This is a genomic window from Nitrospira sp. BLG_1, from assembly GCF_047338595.1.
Classification (GTDB): Bacteria; Nitrospirota; Nitrospiria; order Nitrospirales; family Nitrospiraceae; genus Nitrospira_D.
Genome location: NZ_JBLFBO010000005.1, coordinates 1 through 16,370, shown reverse-complemented (window position 1 = coordinate 16,370; position 16,370 = coordinate 1). Strand labels below are relative to the sequence as shown.

12 protein-coding genes are annotated in these 16,370 nt (G+C 56.7%); all 12 read right to left on the bottom strand.

What is annotated here, in order from left to right:
- Positions 1-46: 46 nt before the first annotated feature.
- Positions 47-850, bottom strand: a complete 804-nt coding sequence (locus ACMTNU_RS06640; RefSeq protein WP_413934446.1) for a response regulator — start codon at positions 848-850, stop codon at positions 47-49.
- The gene (locus ACMTNU_RS06635) at positions 840-6,617 is read right to left on the bottom strand and encodes a PAS domain S-box protein (protein ID WP_413934445.1); all 5,778 of its coding nucleotides are present in this window, start codon (positions 6,615-6,617) and stop codon (positions 840-842) included. The genes ACMTNU_RS06640 and ACMTNU_RS06635 overlap by 11 nt, the downstream gene beginning before the upstream one ends.
- Positions 6,618-7,098: 481 nt before the next feature.
- Complete coding sequence (locus ACMTNU_RS06630; RefSeq protein ID WP_413934444.1) at positions 7,099-7,524, bottom strand: type II toxin-antitoxin system VapC family toxin; 426 nt, start codon at positions 7,522-7,524, stop codon at positions 7,099-7,101.
- Positions 7,521-7,790 carry a ribbon-helix-helix protein, CopG family gene (locus ACMTNU_RS06625; protein ID WP_413934443.1) on the bottom strand — a complete coding sequence of 90 codons (270 nt, stop codon included), beginning with the start codon at positions 7,788-7,790 and terminating at the stop codon, positions 7,521-7,523. Before ACMTNU_RS06625 ends, ACMTNU_RS06630 begins: the two co-directional genes overlap by 4 nt.
- A gap of 241 nt (positions 7,791-8,031) precedes the next feature.
- Entirely contained in the window at positions 8,032-10,443 is a 2,412-nt protein-coding gene (locus tag ACMTNU_RS06620; RefSeq protein ID WP_413934442.1) for a methyl-accepting chemotaxis protein, read from the bottom strand.
- Positions 10,415-10,900: a chemotaxis protein CheW gene (locus tag ACMTNU_RS06615; protein ID WP_413934633.1), complete on the bottom strand. Its 486-nt coding sequence runs from the start codon at positions 10,898-10,900 to the stop codon at positions 10,415-10,417. Before ACMTNU_RS06615 ends, ACMTNU_RS06620 begins: the two co-directional genes overlap by 29 nt.
- Before the next feature lie 154 nt (positions 10,901-11,054).
- Positions 11,055-11,402, bottom strand: a complete 348-nt coding sequence (locus ACMTNU_RS06610; protein WP_413934441.1) for a 4Fe-4S dicluster domain-containing protein — start codon at positions 11,400-11,402, stop codon at positions 11,055-11,057.
- 87 nt (positions 11,403-11,489) lie between these two features.
- The gene (locus ACMTNU_RS06605) at positions 11,490-12,698 is read right to left on the bottom strand and encodes a bifunctional 3,4-dihydroxy-2-butanone-4-phosphate synthase/GTP cyclohydrolase II (protein WP_413934440.1); all 1,209 of its coding nucleotides are present in this window, start codon (positions 12,696-12,698) and stop codon (positions 11,490-11,492) included.
- 108 nt (positions 12,699-12,806) lie between these two features.
- The gene (locus tag ACMTNU_RS06600; protein ID WP_413934439.1) at positions 12,807-14,984 is read right to left on the bottom strand and encodes a chemotaxis protein CheA; all 2,178 of its coding nucleotides are present in this window, start codon (positions 14,982-14,984) and stop codon (positions 12,807-12,809) included.
- A gap of 84 nt (positions 14,985-15,068) precedes the next feature.
- Positions 15,069-15,440: a response regulator gene (locus tag ACMTNU_RS06595; RefSeq protein WP_413934438.1), complete on the bottom strand. Its 372-nt coding sequence runs from the start codon at positions 15,438-15,440 to the stop codon at positions 15,069-15,071.
- Positions 15,441-15,538: 98 nt separating this feature from the next.
- The gene (locus ACMTNU_RS06590; protein ID WP_413934437.1) at positions 15,539-16,072 is read right to left on the bottom strand and encodes a hypothetical protein; all 534 of its coding nucleotides are present in this window, start codon (positions 16,070-16,072) and stop codon (positions 15,539-15,541) included.
- 70 nt (positions 16,073-16,142) lie between these two features.
- Positions 16,143-16,370 (bottom strand): lipid asymmetry maintenance protein MlaB (locus ACMTNU_RS06585; RefSeq protein WP_413934436.1); only part of this gene is annotated, 228 nt, incomplete at its 5' end.

Sequence of the window (16,370 nt, the reverse complement as noted above, 5' to 3'; positions counted from 1 at the left end):
CGCAGCCGGACGCAGGCACCACTGTGCCGGAGTCCCCGAGTCCGCTTCATCCTCCGATCCCGTCTTCCCTTGGCGTCGACTCAGCGCCGCCCATTCCATCCGTCTTGAGCAAATCCTCGATCTTTCTCCGTAAGAAACCCAGCTCCTTGGACCGAAAGGCAAACTTGGTCTTCTCCAGGACCTCAATCGTGCCTTCCAACGCTTCCCGATAGGCCACGCGTCTCGGACAGTCCAGAACACGACAGACGTCCGCGGCGACATCGGTCTGTCTGGTCAACGGATTCGCGATGACCGTCCGAAGGCCGGTCGCCAGCGTGGCCATCTGTCCGACACTTTGACTGAGAAATGCCTCGATCGACCAGGCCAGGTCCCGCTCATTGGCCATCGTCCCCGGCCTCGAGAGGATCTCCCGGACATGGTCCAGCGCAGTCCCGACTCGATCCGCCTCATCGCGCGCGACATCCGTCATCCGCAGAATACGCGACTTTCCCGCAGCCTGATTGACGGCTCGAAGTAACTCCCCCCAGTCGACCGGCTTAAGCAAGTAGTCCGTGAACGACAATCGGAGCGCTTCCACGGCCGTTTGCACGGAGGGATAGCCGGTTACCAGCACGATGGGGAGCGAGGGAAACCGCATCCGGATATCGTGGAGAAATTCGAACTGCATATTACCCGGCATCCGAATATCGGAGAGGAGCACGTCGTGTTGATTCGTCAATAACCGACTCGCTTCCTCAGAGTCCTGTGCGCAGTCGCATTGATACCCCTCTTGCTCCAGGAGCTTGGCTGTGGACAGTCGAAACGTATCTTCGTCATCGGCAAGCAGAATTCTTGGGGACTCATGTTTCATGTGTCAGGACCTCCTGAATGATGTTCCGATGACCGGAGGCCTGGCGTCCCGCCGCAGGCTCCGGCAAGATGATCGAGAAGGTCGATCCAGCGCCCTGTTCAGTCTGCACTTCCATCCTTCCGCCCATCGCCATCACGAGACTCTGGGACACGGAGAGACCCAACCCCATCCCCTTCTGCCCCTTCTCAGTCTTCGTCGTAAAGAAGGGATCAAAGATGTGCGGCAACACGTCCGGTGGAATACCGCTCCCTTCATCAGACACACTGATCCGTATAATGTCCGCATCCTGACGGACGTTCAACGTGATCGTCCCCCCTTCGCGCGACGAGTCGAGAGCATTCTGAATCAAATTCATCAACACTTGCAGCAGGTCGCTCTGTGGAACCAGGAGCCTCGACCTCAGCGGCACCTGGGTCACGACCAATGTCTGGCCGAGCTGAGACAGCCTCTTGGCAAACAAGGACTCCAGGTCCCGTAGGAGCAGCGACAGATTGACCGGCTCCGCCTTGCTCGGCTCTTTCCGGTACAACTGATACATATTCTGCACGATGGATGCGACACGTGTGATTTCCCGATCAATCATCCCGACAAATTCATAGTGAGGATGAGCAGGATCCACAGCCTGTTTCACAAGCGTAAAGGCGTTCCTGATACCGGCAATCGGATTGTTGATCTCGTGAGCGACCGCAGCAGCCATCTGACCCACTGCAGCCAGCTTTTCCGTCTGTGCCCGTTGTGCCTCAAGCTTCGCGATCTCTGATGTCCGTTCCGCAACCTGGCGCTCGAGCTCTTCGGCATGGCGTGCCAGCTGCAGTTCCAGCTGCTTCCGCAGGGTAATGTCGCGGCCGGCCACCAACCGCACCTCCTTGCCGCAATAATGATACGGTCTGACCACAAGTTCACCCAGAAACGTGGTCCCGTCCTTGCGTCGTCCCACCGCTTCGTAGGGGCCGGCCACACCATTCTGCATATTCAGAACAATCTGATCACGAGACTCATCGGCGACGAGCTCGAGAATCGAGCGTCCGAGCAGTTCGCCTGATTCGTAACCGAACATCTGCTCCAACCCGGCATTGACTTCCAGCAGCACTCCGTTGTCGTGCAGTGCGATCGCATCGAATGTCGCCTCCGTCACCAGCTTGTATCGCAGTTGGCTCTCGCGGATCGCCGCTTCCGCCTGTCGACGCTCAGTCACATCGCGCACGATCGCGTAGGAGAGCGCCTGTCCCTGATGGTCAATGTAATTCGCCAAGACCTCAACCGGGTAGACCTCGCCCGTCTTACTCCGGTGCTGCCGATCCAGCCGCATTCCTTTTTTCTCGATGAACTCCGCCCACACCTTGATCCATAGCTCCTGTGAACAATCGGCGTCGATATCCATCACCGACATCGTCAAGAGTTCCTCTTTCGCATAGCCCAATCGGCGGCAGGCTGATTCATTCACATCGAGAAAGTATCCGTTCGATCCAATGACGAAGATTTGGTCGGCGGCGTGATCGACGGCATACTGAGTTCGTTGCAGCCGGTCCTCGATCCGCTTCCGCTCCGTCACATCGCGGACAATGGCACAATCAAGCTCCTGCCCCCCGTGATACAGATAATTCGCGACTACCTCAACCGGATAGATCTCGCCGGACTTACTACGATGTCTCGTCTCGATACGACGCTGTCCCTCTCGTGTCACGGCTGCCCAACAGGCATCCCAGGCTTCAGGCGGAAAGTCCGGATCGATGTCCATCACCGACATCGTGAGCAACTCTTCCTTGGTATAGCCCAGTCGCCGGCAGGCTGACTCATTCACGTCGAGAAAGTATCCCTTCGAATCGATGACGAAGATTTGGTCGGCGGCATGATCCACGGCATACTGGGTTCGTTGCAGTCGGTCTTCTACCCGTTTCCGTTCAACGATCTCCAGCTCTAACGCCCGATTGGCTGTGGCCAACTCCTTCGTCCGCTCCACGACCCGCTGTTCGAGTTCCGCATTGGCTCTCCAGATGGCCTCTTCAGCCTGTCTGCGTGTTGTGACATCAGCGATGGAACCGACCATGCGCACCGGACGGCCGGATGCATCCCACACCGCCTGGCCCCGGTCACGGAACCAGCGATAGGAGCCGTCTTTCATTCTTACCCGCACTTCGAGATCATACGGTGCACGAGTCTCAAGATGACGACAGGTGGCCTGACGGACCAATTCGGCATCATCCGGATGGACCAGCGAAAGCCACAGATCGTAGGTGGGAGTGAGGTCACCAGGTCTCAACCCGAACAGTTCAAGGTGATGGTCAGACCAATACTGTTCCCCTGTCAGAATATTCCAGTCCCATATCCCGTCATACGTGACGCTGACGGCCAATTCAAATCGCTCCTGACTTTCGCGCAGCGCTTGATCGACTTGTTTTTGCGCAGTGATATCGCGGACAAAGGCACAGTGAAACTCTTGCCCCCCATAGGCGAGGAACACCACCCGGATATCGATCGGAACCACCCGGCCATCTCTCGTCAGGTGGTTCGTCTCTAATGACACGACCTTCTTCTCTCTGACCTCCTTCCACCACCCAGGCCAGACCTCTGCCGTAAAGTCAGGATTCAGATCGTGGACCGTCATGCGCAAGAATTCCTCTTTGGTATAGCCCAACATAACACTGGCCGCCTCGTTGGTGTAGAGGATTCTCGCCTGCGGATCGATCCAATAGACTGCATCCACTGCCTGGTCCATCGCGAACTGAGTACGCAGGAGACTCATCTCGCCTTGCTTGCGATCAGTGATATCATGAGTGGCACCGATCAGATGCGTCAGCTGACCGTCAGCAGTGCGAACGGCATGGCCTCGGATCTCGGTCCAGACGACCGTCCCGTCTTTCCTGATCATGCGCAATTCATAGTTGTACTCGTCGGCTTCGCGGCTCACGATTCGCTGCCAGTGGGCCATCGCAATGGATTGGTCATCCGGATGCACCAGATTCAGCCAGACAAACGGATCGGCTGAGAGCTCGTCCGGCTGATAGCCGAACATCGCTTTGAGATTTCTGTCGCCATAATAGGTGCTTGCCTGTACATCCAATTCCCAGACTCCGACCCTTCCCACCGCCGTGGCCCTCGCGTACCGCTCCTCGCTCAGCCGCAGGGCCCGTTCCATACGCTTCTGCTCGGTAATGTTCCTCACCGTGCCCACCATCCGAATGGGCCGGCCCCCCTCGTCTCGATACACCACCCCGTTCCCTTCGACCCACTGCACCTCCCCTGTCGGCGGCACAACCCGGTGTTCCGTGCGGTAGGGTTCCCGACCGCTGAGTGCGCCTTCGATCTCCGCAACCAGCCTCGGCAGATCCTCCGGATGTACGAGTCGCTGGTAGGCTTCAAACGTCCCGTCGAATGAACCGTGAGGTAGACCCTTTACCTCCTCACAGTTCTCCGACCAGATCACCTGGTTGGTCAGGATATTCCAATCCCAGGTCGCCAGTTTGGCAATGTCCATCGCCAGACGAAGGCGATGGGCTTGGTCCTGATTCGCTCGTTCGAGCCTCTTCCGCTCAGTGATGTCGACCGCAATCCCTCCGAGTAACGGCCGTTGCCCAACATCGAGAGGAAACTTGATCGTGAGCCAATCCCTGACAGTGCCGTCTGGATCCGGCAGAGACTCTTCACTCTCAAGCATCTGACCCGATGCAAGGACCGTCTTATCGTTCTGGGAGAGCCTGGTTGCAATCTCCGCCGGCAGGAAGTCAAACACGGTCTTTCTTTCGGCCTCTTGCCTCGATAGGCTCGCCAAGGTTTCGAACTGCGGGTTCACATACACATAATGACCAGCATTATCCTTGATGAACGTGACCGCCGGACTATGGCGCATAAACGCATCGAACCGCGCCTCGCTTTCCTTGATTGCCTCCAGCATGGAGGCATGCTCGATGGCGAGTGCCGCAATAGAGCTCACCCGCTCCACCAGCCTGAGGTCGGCCTGTCGTGCAACCCGAGGCTCCCGATAATAGGCAGCCAACGTGCCGAGCACCCTACCGGTCGAACCTTTTATCGGCTGCGACCAGCAGGCCCGCAAGCCATGTCGGAGGGCAACATGCGCACAGCTCGCCCAGAGCGGATGAACCGTGATGTCTTCCGCGATGATAGGAGTTCCGTGATAGGCGGCAGTGCCACAGGAGCCGGCAGCCGGACCGATCGGAATGTTCGTAAGCAGGCAGGTATACTCCTCCGGCAAACTGGGGCCTGCACTGAATAGGAGTGCAGTCTGGTCCTTAGAAACCTGCATCACCGAGCAGAGCATGGGCTCCGTCACCGCTTCAATTGCGTGGCACATGAACGTCAGCACTTCGTTGAGATGCGTCCCCTTGGCAACCAACTCCAACGTCTGCTTCTCCGCAACCTGAAGGGCTTCTTCTCGTTTGCGTTCGGTAATATCCGTATGAGATCCGGCCATACGAACGGGCCGGTTGGCGGCGTCACGGATCAGGATCCCGCAGGCATTGATCCAGCAATAGACTCCGTCTTTCTTGCGCAGGCGGAACTCGACCTCATAGCGTGCAGCTCTCCCCTCAAGGTAGTCGGACAGGTGGGACAACACTCTCTCGCGATCTTCTCGGTGCAAACGAGATTCCCATTCTTGATAGGCATGAGAAATTTCATGGTCTTCATAGCCAAGCATCGCTTTCCACCGAGGCGAGAAATAGGCATCGTTGGTTACGAGATTCCAATCCCAGATCCCCTCGTTGGCTCCCTGAACAGCGGCCTGAAACCGCTCCTGGCCTTCCCTCACTGCCTCCATCATGTGAGCATGTTCGATGGCAATAGCCGCTATCCGGCTGACTCGCTCAAGGATCTTCAGATCGGTCGGCTGCGGCGCTCGCGGCTTGTCATGGTAGACGGCGAGTGTTCCAAGCAGCCCGTCGGCAGCACTCAAGATCGGCAGCGACCAACAGGCTTTCAGGCCATGGGTCAGCGCCACTGAGGCGTAGTCCTTCCACAAGGGATCACTCGCAATGTCCGCCGCAATGGCAGGTTTTCGATAGTAGGCCGCACTGCCGCAAGACCCGATCGCCGGTCCGATGGGAATCCTCTTGATCGCCTGATTATAGTCACCTGGGAGGTTAGGTGCTGTCGCCAATACCAAATGCAACCCGTTGTCATCAACCAGCATGACGGAGCAGCGCATGGGAGACGCAAGACTCTCGACGGCCCGGCAAACAAACTCGAGTACGCTCTCAAGGGATTCCCCCTTCGCCACCAGCTCCAATGCCTGCTTTTCTGCATCGTGAAGCGCTTCAATTCGCTTGGACTCCGTCACATCCCATACGAAACAGAAATGGCCGGGAATTCTCTTCCCTGCTCCATCTTGCTTGACCAGCACCACATGTTTATAAAAGACGCTTCCGTCTCTTTTGACCCCGCGAAGTTCCGCCTCTGCTTTCCCGATCTCGAGCATCCTGGCGAATGCCGTCAGAACGGATGGTCGGTCATCCGGATGGACCGTGATCTCCCAGGATTGACCGACTAATTCGTCCGGACGATAGCCCAATAACGCTGCATATTGCTGGTTTACAAAGACATAGTGCCCGGTCTCGTCAAGCTTGGAAATCCCCTCCATGGCCAATTCCACGGCGGTCCCGGCCTCGAGCATGACTGATTGAGATTCGGCATATGGCCGTTGTTCGAGCCGGTTCATAGCGGATCGCCCGTCTTCGCGCGAGCCCTCTTCCGGTTCGCACTGGTCTTGCGCGCGAGACTTGATAGGCCCGCTTTGTGTGGTGTGATCAGCCACTTAAGAGACTCCCCAAACCATCTTACTCATGACAACTCACACGCCTCGAGCGGCATGGTCTTCCCGTTGCGACAAGCCCATCGCCGAGGGAATTAATAGAGAAACTCTGTCCAGGGACAGGAGACCGGGTGATTGATGAGTTTGACACAGGCCTAGACGTACAGCCTTACCCACTCAGCCTCCGTTGCGGTCGATACGATGGCGGTAGGATCTACGCTCTTTGGAGCCCGTTGTCCATAGGGCCTATTGGCAACACGAATAGCCTTAGAACAACAACGGAGAGCAGGCAGTGCGCCTCACAGCGCCCCGGCTCTGTCGGCTGAGATGATGAGTGAGAGGCTCAGGGGGAATGTAAGAAACTTCAGGTTTCGAGTTTCACGTTTCATGTTATCCGATAACTTGAAACCTGAAACCTCAAACGTGAAACCAACGGCAGGAACACTTCACGCTTCACGAAATTCTTTAACGTTTGACCGTTCAGCTACAAGTCGGCGGGCATCCGAGTAGGAATCGCTTGCCGCCCGTGCTTGCGGTAAACCCGGAAGTCGTGGTCGAACGTCATGACGATACCCGATGGATATCGTTCGGCCATAGACACAAGGCAGGCATCGGCCAGCGACATGGGGACGGATGCATATCGAAAGAGCAACTTCGCAACTGCCGGCATCTCTTCTTCCAGATGAAACGGGACCGTGACAATCCCACGAATAAGTAATTGCATGACAGCCTGACTTCCACCCGCCGACCGCCGAAGCAGGAAACAAGATTCGGCCAGCACTGCCTCGCAAGTCAAGAAGGGAGGTTTCAGAGCAGCCCATTGGGCCACTGCCCACTGATGGTGCCGGTCACGGCGATTGAGAAAGGCAACCAGCGGGCCGGTATCCAACAGAATAGCCGGCGTCGTCACCGAGCGCCCGTCCGCTTGCGCCGGGGCGAGCGTCCGAATTGTTTCAGATGAGCGGGATTAACCGACAAGTCAGCCGGTCCGGTGATACTTCCTGCGAGATCCTTGGCCAACGTCAACGCCGACACGCTCTGCCTCTGTACGGCGTTTTCGAGAAAGGCCGCCAGGGCCTCGCGAATCACCTCGGACTTGGTGCTCTTGCGAGAAGACGCCGCATGAGCCAGCCGATGATCCAGGGTATCAGACACCTTCAGCGACAGCACCTTCATGGATTCCTCACGTCATACCGATATGGCATGATGGTACTACGATTGATGAAGCTGGTTCAAGCGTCGGTCGCAATTCGAGTTGCGCGATGCGAATTTCAGGGGAGGTGGGTGGGGGGTAAGTTTCAGGTTTCGAGTTTCACGTTTCATGTTTCCGGCTGTCCGAGAACTTGAAACCTTGAACGTGAAACGTGAAACGACTCACGTGGCCGCTTCACGCTTCACGCAAGACACTTCTCCGCTTCTAGAATTCTTCGAAGTCATCCCCTGATGAGCTATGGCGATCTTTGCCGTTGCCCGCCGCCACGCCGGCCGGTTGCTTGTGCTCCGCCGGCTTGCCGACTGCCGGCTTTTTCGCCGCGACCTTGCCGACTGCCGGTTTCGTCATCGGCTTAGGAGCCGGTCGGGGGCTTGCGTGGCTCACCGAAGCCCGTGCGGCATGATGGCCTTCAGATTGTGCAATCTTGAAGACCTCCACTTGCCGCATGAGCTCCTGGGCTTGGTCCTTCATGGATTGAGCTGCGGACGTGGTCTCCTCAACCAACGCCGCGTTCTGCTGGGTCGTCTCATCCATCGACATGATGGCTTTGTTCACCTGGTCGATACCACTCGCCTGTTCCTGTGACGCGGCGGTGATTTCTGCGATGATATCCGTGACGCGCTTGACGGAGCTGACGATCTCCTCCAGCGTCTTGCCGGACTGGTTCACCAGGTCGCTGCCGTCGGTCACGCGTTGGATCGATTCATTGATCAATCCCTTGATCTCTTTCGCCGCAGTGGCCGATCGTTGCGCCAGGTTGCGGACTTCCGCCGCGACCACGGCGAATCCACGTCCGTGTTCCCCGGCTCTGGCCGCTTCGACGGCGGCGTTCAAGGCCAAGAGGTTGGTTTGGAACGCGATCTCGTCGATCACCGTGATGATGTCGGCGATCTTCTTGCTGCTCTTGTTGATCTCGCCCATCGCGTCGACGGCCTTCTTCGTGACGGCGCCTCCCTTGTCCGCCGTATCACGAGCCGCAATGGCCAACTGGTTGGCCTGCTTGGCATTGTCGGCGTTCTGTTTCACCGTCGAGGTCATTTCTTCCATCGACGCGCTGGTCTCTTCGAGCGCCGAGGCCTGTTCGCTGGTCCGCTGCGACAGATCTTCATTGCCCTTGGTAATCTGCTCGGCGCCGGCTGTGACCGCTTCCACCGCGTCACGCACGGTCGACATAGTATTGGTCAAGTTAGTCAATGCGGCATTGACGCTCGCCTTGATCTTCTCGAGCTCACCCTCGTAGGCTCCGCTCATCGACAGCGTCAAGTCGCCCTGTGCCAAGGCCCCGAGCGAATGTTGCGCTTCAGCCATACAGGCTTCCAACTGAGCCTGCGCATGTTTCTGTGCGGTGATATCGATGGCAAACTTCACCACTTTGAATGCTCTGCCCATCTCATCCTTAATCGGGTTGTAGGACGCTTGGATCCACACCTCTTTTCCGCCCTTGCCGATGCGCCGATAGACCCCGGCATCAAATTCGCCTCGATTCAACTTCTGCCAAAATGCAGAATATTCGGGTGAATTTGTCCAGGCACTGTCGCAGAACATCCGGTGGTGCTGCCCCTTGACCTCATCGAGGCTGTATCCCACTGTTTTCAAGAAATTCTCATTCGCGGTCATAATTGTACCGTCGAGTTTGAACTCGATCGAGGCATAGGACTTATTGATGGCATCCATAATGCCCTGCATATTCTGACGCTGAATCTCCTGTTCGGTGATGTCGTACCGCACCCCCAGATACTTGCGTGGTTTCCCGGTCTTCTTGTCGACAAACGGCGCGATCACCGCATCCACGTAGTAGGGCGTGCCGTCTTTCGCCCGATTCTTGACGACGCCACGGAAGATCTGGCCCCGGCCGATGGTGGCCCACATCTGCTTGAATACTTCCTTGGGCATGTCGGGGTGTCGTGTCGTATTATGCCCAAAACCGACCAATTCGTTCTTCGGATATTTGGACACTTGGAGGAACTTCTCGTTGACCGACATGATGTCGCCCTTGAGGTTGGCTTCCGACACGATGCTGGTCGTGTTCATGATGTTCTCACGGACCTCGAGCTCATCCCGCATGTGCATGATTTCTGTTTGCTTGGCCGTCACGTCGGAGGCGAACTTGACCACCTTGTAGGGCTTTCCGCTGCCGTTCATGAGGGGATAGTAGGCCGCCTGAATCCAAACCTCCTTGCTTCCCTTGCCGACCCGCTGATAGGTTCCGGCATCATACTCGCCCCGATTCAGCTTCTGCCAAAACGCCGCATAATCCGGCGAACTCACATAGGTGGGATCGCAGAACATCCGATGGTGCTGCCCCTTGATCTCGTCGAGGGTATAGCCCAGCGTCTTCAGAAAATTCTCATTGGCGGTGATGACCGTCCCGTCCATATTGAACTCGATGACGGCCTGCGTTTGATCGATCGCTTTTAGTTTCGCAACCAGCTCTTCAACATTCACATTGTCCATGGGTCGTCCTCCCTCCTTATTAGTATGCTGGATGCGAAGCCGCATCGCAGAATCACCGGATGCCTCGACAGACGCCTCGTCTTCGTTCTGAGTCAGCTCAGGGTCCATACCGCGCTCCCCTCTCTCCTCATGTTTACGCCGCTTTCGCTGCTTTCGTGCCATCCTGCATCTCGTCATCGAGCAACAGGCGATCCATGTCCAGGAGCGCCACGAGTTTGTCGTTCGATTTCCCGATCCCATTCAAGAAGCTCACGTCCACTTTGGCTCCGAACTGCGGCGGCGGTTGAATATCCTTTTTGTCGATATTCAACACGTCCGAAACCGCATCGACCACCAGCCCCATGACCTTGTCACGTACGACGACGACGATGATCACGGTAAAGGCCGTGTAATCGATGGTCGGCATACTGAATTTCGTTCGCAGTTCGATGATCGGCACAATGGTCCCGCGCAAATTCAACACGCCTTTAATGTGAGAGGGCGTGTTGGGAATCTTCGTGACGGCGGTATAGCCCTTGATCTCCTGGACGCGGAGAATATCCACGCCGTAGAGCTCCTCCCCCAGGTTAAACGTGAGAAACTGGCTCCCATCCGTGGTCAGCCCGATCTGCTGATTCAGCTCCTTGGTCGCGGTTTCGAGCGCTGCTGCTGCCATAGCTCCTCCTTCATCGGGCTTGCCGCCCCTCGAACGATATTCCTCGCCCTCAATCGTCTCTCGGGCTCGACAGGGCTCTATCGGTTCTCAAACAAAAAACTTTACTTCCCGGCTCTTGCTACCCTCGTACCCCCGGCCACACCATGTCATGCCGGATCTCCTTCTGAGGATGGAGTCGTCGCGCACGCTCCAACAACAGGCCCGTTGCTTCCGGAACCAATGGATCCGGCACGCAACAGTCCCCGATCGGGCACGCGGACGCACATTGGGGCTCGGCAAAATGGCCGACACATTCCGTGCACCGGTCGTGCGAAATCACATAGGTGGTCCCGTCGAGCCCTTGTCCGTCACTCACGCGATAGCCACCGGATTCGGCATCAGCACGTTTTTCAAAAATAGCCTGATTCGGACAGGCCGCCAGACAGGCGTCACAGGAGATGCAATTGTTGTTGATCATGAGGGCCATGATGCGGCCTCTTTAGTTTTGAAGTGGGTACGTGATTAAGTGTGATAGTGGTTCGAGGCATCCATCAACTTTCAGACTTTCTCACTTTCATACTGCCAAGAGCAGATGCCCCAACTTCTCTTTCTTGGTGCGCAGGTACTTGAGATTCATCCGACCCGGATGGATCTCCAACGGCACCCGTTCCACGACTTTCAAGCCATATCCTTCGATACCGACGATCTTTCGCGGGTTATTCGTCATCAACCTGATCGATCTGAGACCTAAATCAGCGAGCATCTGCGCCCCGACCCCGTACTCCCGCAGATCGGCTTGAAACCCCAACTTCAAATTGGCTTCCACGGTGTCGGAGCCTCGATCTTGAAGCCCATAGGCCTTGATCTTGTTCAGAAGGCCGATCCCCCGCCCCTCTTGATTGAGATAGAGCAACACCCCTCGACCTTCCCGCTCGATCAATTCCATCGCCCGATGCAGCTGATCACCGCAATCACAACGCAACGACCCCAGTACATCGGCCGTCAGACAGCCGGAGTGCACACGGACCAGCGTGGGTCGATTCGGCTCAATGGGACCTTTCACCAGCGCCAGATGCGTGCTGCCGTCGATCGTATTCTGGTAGGCGATCGCCTCGAAGGCTCCGAATTTGGTGGGCAACTGCGTGCTGGCTGCTCGCGTCACGAACGGCTCACGCTTCATGCGGTATTCAATGAGCGATTTGATCGTGATCATCTTGAGCTTGTGCCGAACGGCAAACCGCGACAACGCCGGCACTCGGGCCATGGTGCCGTCCTCATTCATAATTTCGCAGATCACGCCCGCCGGAGACAGGCCGGCCAACCGTGCAAGATCGACGGATCCCTCTGTCTGCCCGGCCCGCTTCAAGACTCCGCCGTGCTGTGCCCTGAGCGGGAAAATGTGGCCTGGGCGGGCGAGATCAGCCGGTACACTTTTGGGATTGATGGCCACCTGAATCGTCTTGGCCCTGTCAGCGGATGAAATGCCCGTCGTGATCCCGTGCTTGGCATCGATCGACACCGTGAAGGCCGTCCCGAAGGTGGCGGTATTTTCTGCGGCCTGCGGCGGAAGATGGAGCTCTTCAACCCGTTCCGGCGTCAGCGCGAGGCAGATCAAGCCACGCGCATGTTGGGCCATGAAGTTGACGGCCTTCGCGGTAGTGAATTGCGCGGCAATGACGAGATCGCCCTCATTCTCCCGGTCTTCATCATCGAGCAAAATGATGAACTTGCCTTGTTTAATGTCCCGAATAGCCGCCTCAACCGTATCAAACGCGTTGCCCATATTGTGCGTCTCTTCCTCTCCCGTTGCAGCTCGTGCGGAGTTTCAAGTTTCAGGTTTCACGTTATCGGATAACCCAAAACTTGAAACTTTGAACTCGAAACTTGCCGCCTAGGCGGCAATCGGCGTGCCATGCCGCGCGATCTCCAGCAGCCCTCGCACGTCGAGAATAAACCCGACGGTCCCGTCCCCTAAGATGGTGGCCCCTGCGATTCCTTCGACCTTCCTGAAGTTTTGCTCCATGCTCTTGATCACGACCTGCTGCTGCCCGAGAATTTCGTCCACCATCACCGCCACGCGCTCCCCTTCGGTTTCCAGAATCAATAAGATGGCTTTCATGGGGTTGGTATATTCAGGCTCCAGGACAAACACGTCGTACATCCGGATCATCGGCAAATAGGTCCCTCGGACGTTGATCAGTTCGCCCTTCCCCACCACAGTCTTGATGGTGCCTTCTTTGGGTTGGATCGATTCCAGAATCGAGAGCAATGGGACGATGTAGGTTTCCTTGCCGACTCGAACTGTCATCCCCTCAATGATGGCCAGGGTGAGCGGCAACTTCAGAATGAATGTCGTCCCCTTTCCTGTGACGGTCTTGATACTGACCGTCCCCCCCAGAGCTTCAATATTCCGCTTCACGACATCCATGCCGACGCCGCGACCAGAGACATCGGTGACTTTCTCGGCTGTTGAAAACCCTGGCCGGAAGATCAGCGCCCAAATTTGGTCGTCGGAAAGCTTGTCGTTTTCCCCGATCAACCCCTGCTTTACGGCCTTGGCAAGGATCTTCTCTCGATTCAAACCTCGACCGTCGTCCTCAACCGTGATACAAATATTTCCGCCCTCGTGGAAGGCGTTCAGCCTGATCGTTCCCACTTCCGATTTGTTGTTGTCCAGCCGTTCTTCCGGTGGCTCCAGTCCATGATCAGCTGAATTCCTGACGAGATGTGTCAGCGGATCGCCGATGGATTCGATGACCGTCTTATCCAACTCGGTTTCTTCCCCGGAGAGCACCAACTGAATCTTCTTTCCTGCCTTCGTCGACAGATCGCGGACCAATCTCGGAAAGCGGCTGAATGCGGTCCCGATCGGAAGCATGCGGATGCCCATGACCCGTTCTTGAATTTCTCGGGTATTGCGCTCCAATTGCGCAACGCGCTCGAGCAACACCGGCAACTGCTTGATCTCAAAGCGCGCTCCTAAATCGCTCAACATGGACTGGGTGATGACCAGCTCTCCCACGAGATTGATCAGCTTATCGATCTTGGCCGTATCGACGCGAATGGAGGCCGTATCCGTTTTCTTGGTTTGAGCCGCTGATTCCTGCTGTTTCTGCTTCTGCAGTGCCTGCTCGACCTGCTGCGGTGTCACCACCTTCTGCTCGACCAGAATCTCGCCGACTCTCTTCTGCTGGGACAACGCCTGTTCAAGTACCGCCGGTGACACCACCCCGCTCTCCACCAAGATCGCGCCGAGCGGCTTCGGCGCGCCGTCCTCGGCGCGTTGATCGTCGTTCGTGAAGCGCGTGTCGTGTCCGGATTCAGACGTTTCACGCTTCGCGCTTAACGCTTCACGTTCTTCTATGACGAGTGTACTGTCCTCGCGGACAAACTCGAAGGCCGCCTCAATGGTCTTCAGATCCTTGCCGGTAAGGAGTTGTAGCTCCCAGGAGAGATAGCACTTTTCCGGATCGATCTCCGCAAGGTCCGGCACTCGGGACATGTCGAGCGTCACCGAACTCAGCTCTCCCAAGCCGTTCAACTCCTTGATGACCTGCAAGGGATCCAGGCCACGTTTAAACAACCATTCCGGCGGCGTCCACTTGATGAGATAGCTACGCTCTTGATGCTCGGACTGCGTGGGAGCCGCTATAGACTGCTTCTGTGGCACAACAGGCGCCTGTGCACCCGATGCAGACGCCAGCTCCGCCGCTAGGCGCTGAACGACCTCGTCGTCCACCGCCACCCCGGACTTCACTGCTTCAATTAAGGTCTTCAAGCAATCGGTGGACTTGAGCAGCAGATCAGCGATCGACGGGGATACCGCTTTCTCCCCGTTTCTCAGCAAATCAAGCAAGGTCTCCATCTTGTGGGTAAACTGGGTCACGGCATTGAAGCCGAACATCCCGCTTGCCCCCTTGATCGAATGGGCCGAACGGAAGATCTTGGCGAGCAACTCCAAATCCTTTGGATGCTGTTCCAGCGCCAGGAGACCTTCCTCGACGATCGCCAAGTGCTCGGCGGCTTCTTCGAAAAAGGCCTCCTGAAATTGTGCGAATTCGTCGCTCATCCTAAGCCTCGTTGTTCGTGAAGCGTGAAGCGTGAAGCGTATCTCGTTCCTGATTCAGACGCTTCACGAGATACGTGGAACGATTCATGCCGGCAACACCTTCGCAATGGTCTTCAGAAGTGTATCGGGATTGAACGGCTTCACAAGCCATCCCGTTGCGCCGGCTTCCTTCCCGGCCTGCTTCTTTTCAAGCGCCGATTCAGTCGTGAGCATCAAAATCGGCGTAAACTTGAACGCGCTCAATTTTCGCAATTCCTTGATGAGGGTAATCCCGTCCATCTCCGGCATATTGAGATCGGTCACCACGATATCCATCTTGCCCGCCGCCGCAACCTTGTTCACCGCGTCTTTCCCATGCTCGGCTTCCACGACGGTAAAACCGGCATTGGTCAGTGTGAAGGCAACCATCTGGCGCATCGTCGGCGAATCATCCACGATCAGTGCGGTCTTACTCATATGCTCCTCCACGGCTTTCAAGTGTCAGAGTTCAGGTCTACCGTTTCATGTACTCAAGACCGTCACACATGAAACCTCACACCTGAAACTACGTTCGTTCAAAACAGCGTCACCGAATCCTCGTCATTGTCGGACGCCTCCAGCGGTACCGGCTCTTGATATTGAGGTTGGAGCGCAGCCTGATGTAGACGGCGCTCTGCCTCCATGGTGTAGTTTTCCTCGATGCGTTCCAGTCCGGCCAGCTCTTGAGCGGTCTCCTCCGTCAGCGGGCCTTTTTGCAGAATCTGGAGATGCCGCTTGAATTGATCCAACGCCTGCCCCACATGTTCCAATTTTTGCCGAGTAATGTCCTGAAACTGCATCGCGACGACGACCTTGGCGATCACCTCGGCCCGTGTTGCGGATGTCATGGTTTCGGCACCGGATGCGAGCGCTTGCAACTGCACCAGCAGTTCGACCGCAGCACGCTCAGTTTCGGCTGTCACCGCGGTCATTTGCGCCTTGAGTGCCGGAATCATACGGACGGCCCCGTCGGCAAACGTATTCCACGCTCGGTGATGGGCGAGCAGCTCAGAGACTGAGGGATTCTCCTCAGCATACGACCTCCGAGAGTCTCCTTCTTGGGTGCTCACGGTCCTCATGGTTTGCGTATCTTGGTACTGGTCGATCGTCGGATGACGATGCCGCTACCGACAGAACACCCTATTCACTCAACTCACCTGTGAACCCGAGTTGTTTGAGTTTATCCTGCAAATCCTGGGGGATGCCCATCACCAGCATGCGTGCCTGCTTGCGAGCCGACAACATCAGCTGAATTGCGGCGGTATCCACCCGGTCGACGTTGCTGAGATCCAAGGAGACCAACCCTTCGTTGGCCATCAACTTCACCAATGCCTCCTTGAATTCTCCTGCTTCAAAAATGGAGAGGTC

Excerpts from the sequence above, each read along its gene's own strand:
- ACMTNU_RS06640 (WP_413934446.1), bottom strand. The coding sequence starts at position 850 with ATGAAACATGAGTCCCCAAGAATTCTGCTTGCCGATGACGAAGATACG.
- ACMTNU_RS06625 (WP_413934443.1), bottom strand. The coding sequence starts at position 7,790 with ATGAAGGTGCTGTCGCTGAAGGTGTCTGATACCCTGGATCATCGGCTG.
- ACMTNU_RS06620 (WP_413934442.1), bottom strand. The coding sequence starts at position 10,443 with ATGGCACGAAAGCAGCGAAAGCGGCGTAAACATGAGGAGAGAGGGGAG.
- ACMTNU_RS06610 (WP_413934441.1), bottom strand. The coding sequence starts at position 11,402 with ATGGCCCTCATGATCAACAACAATTGCATCTCCTGTGACGCCTGTCTG.
- ACMTNU_RS06605 (WP_413934440.1), bottom strand. The coding sequence starts at position 12,698 with ATGGGCAACGCGTTTGATACGGTTGAGGCGGCTATTCGGGACATTAAA.
- ACMTNU_RS06600 (WP_413934439.1), bottom strand. The coding sequence starts at position 14,984 with ATGAGCGACGAATTCGCACAATTTCAGGAGGCCTTTTTCGAAGAAGCC.
- ACMTNU_RS06595 (WP_413934438.1), bottom strand. The coding sequence starts at position 15,440 with ATGAGTAAGACCGCACTGATCGTGGATGATTCGCCGACGATGCGCCAG.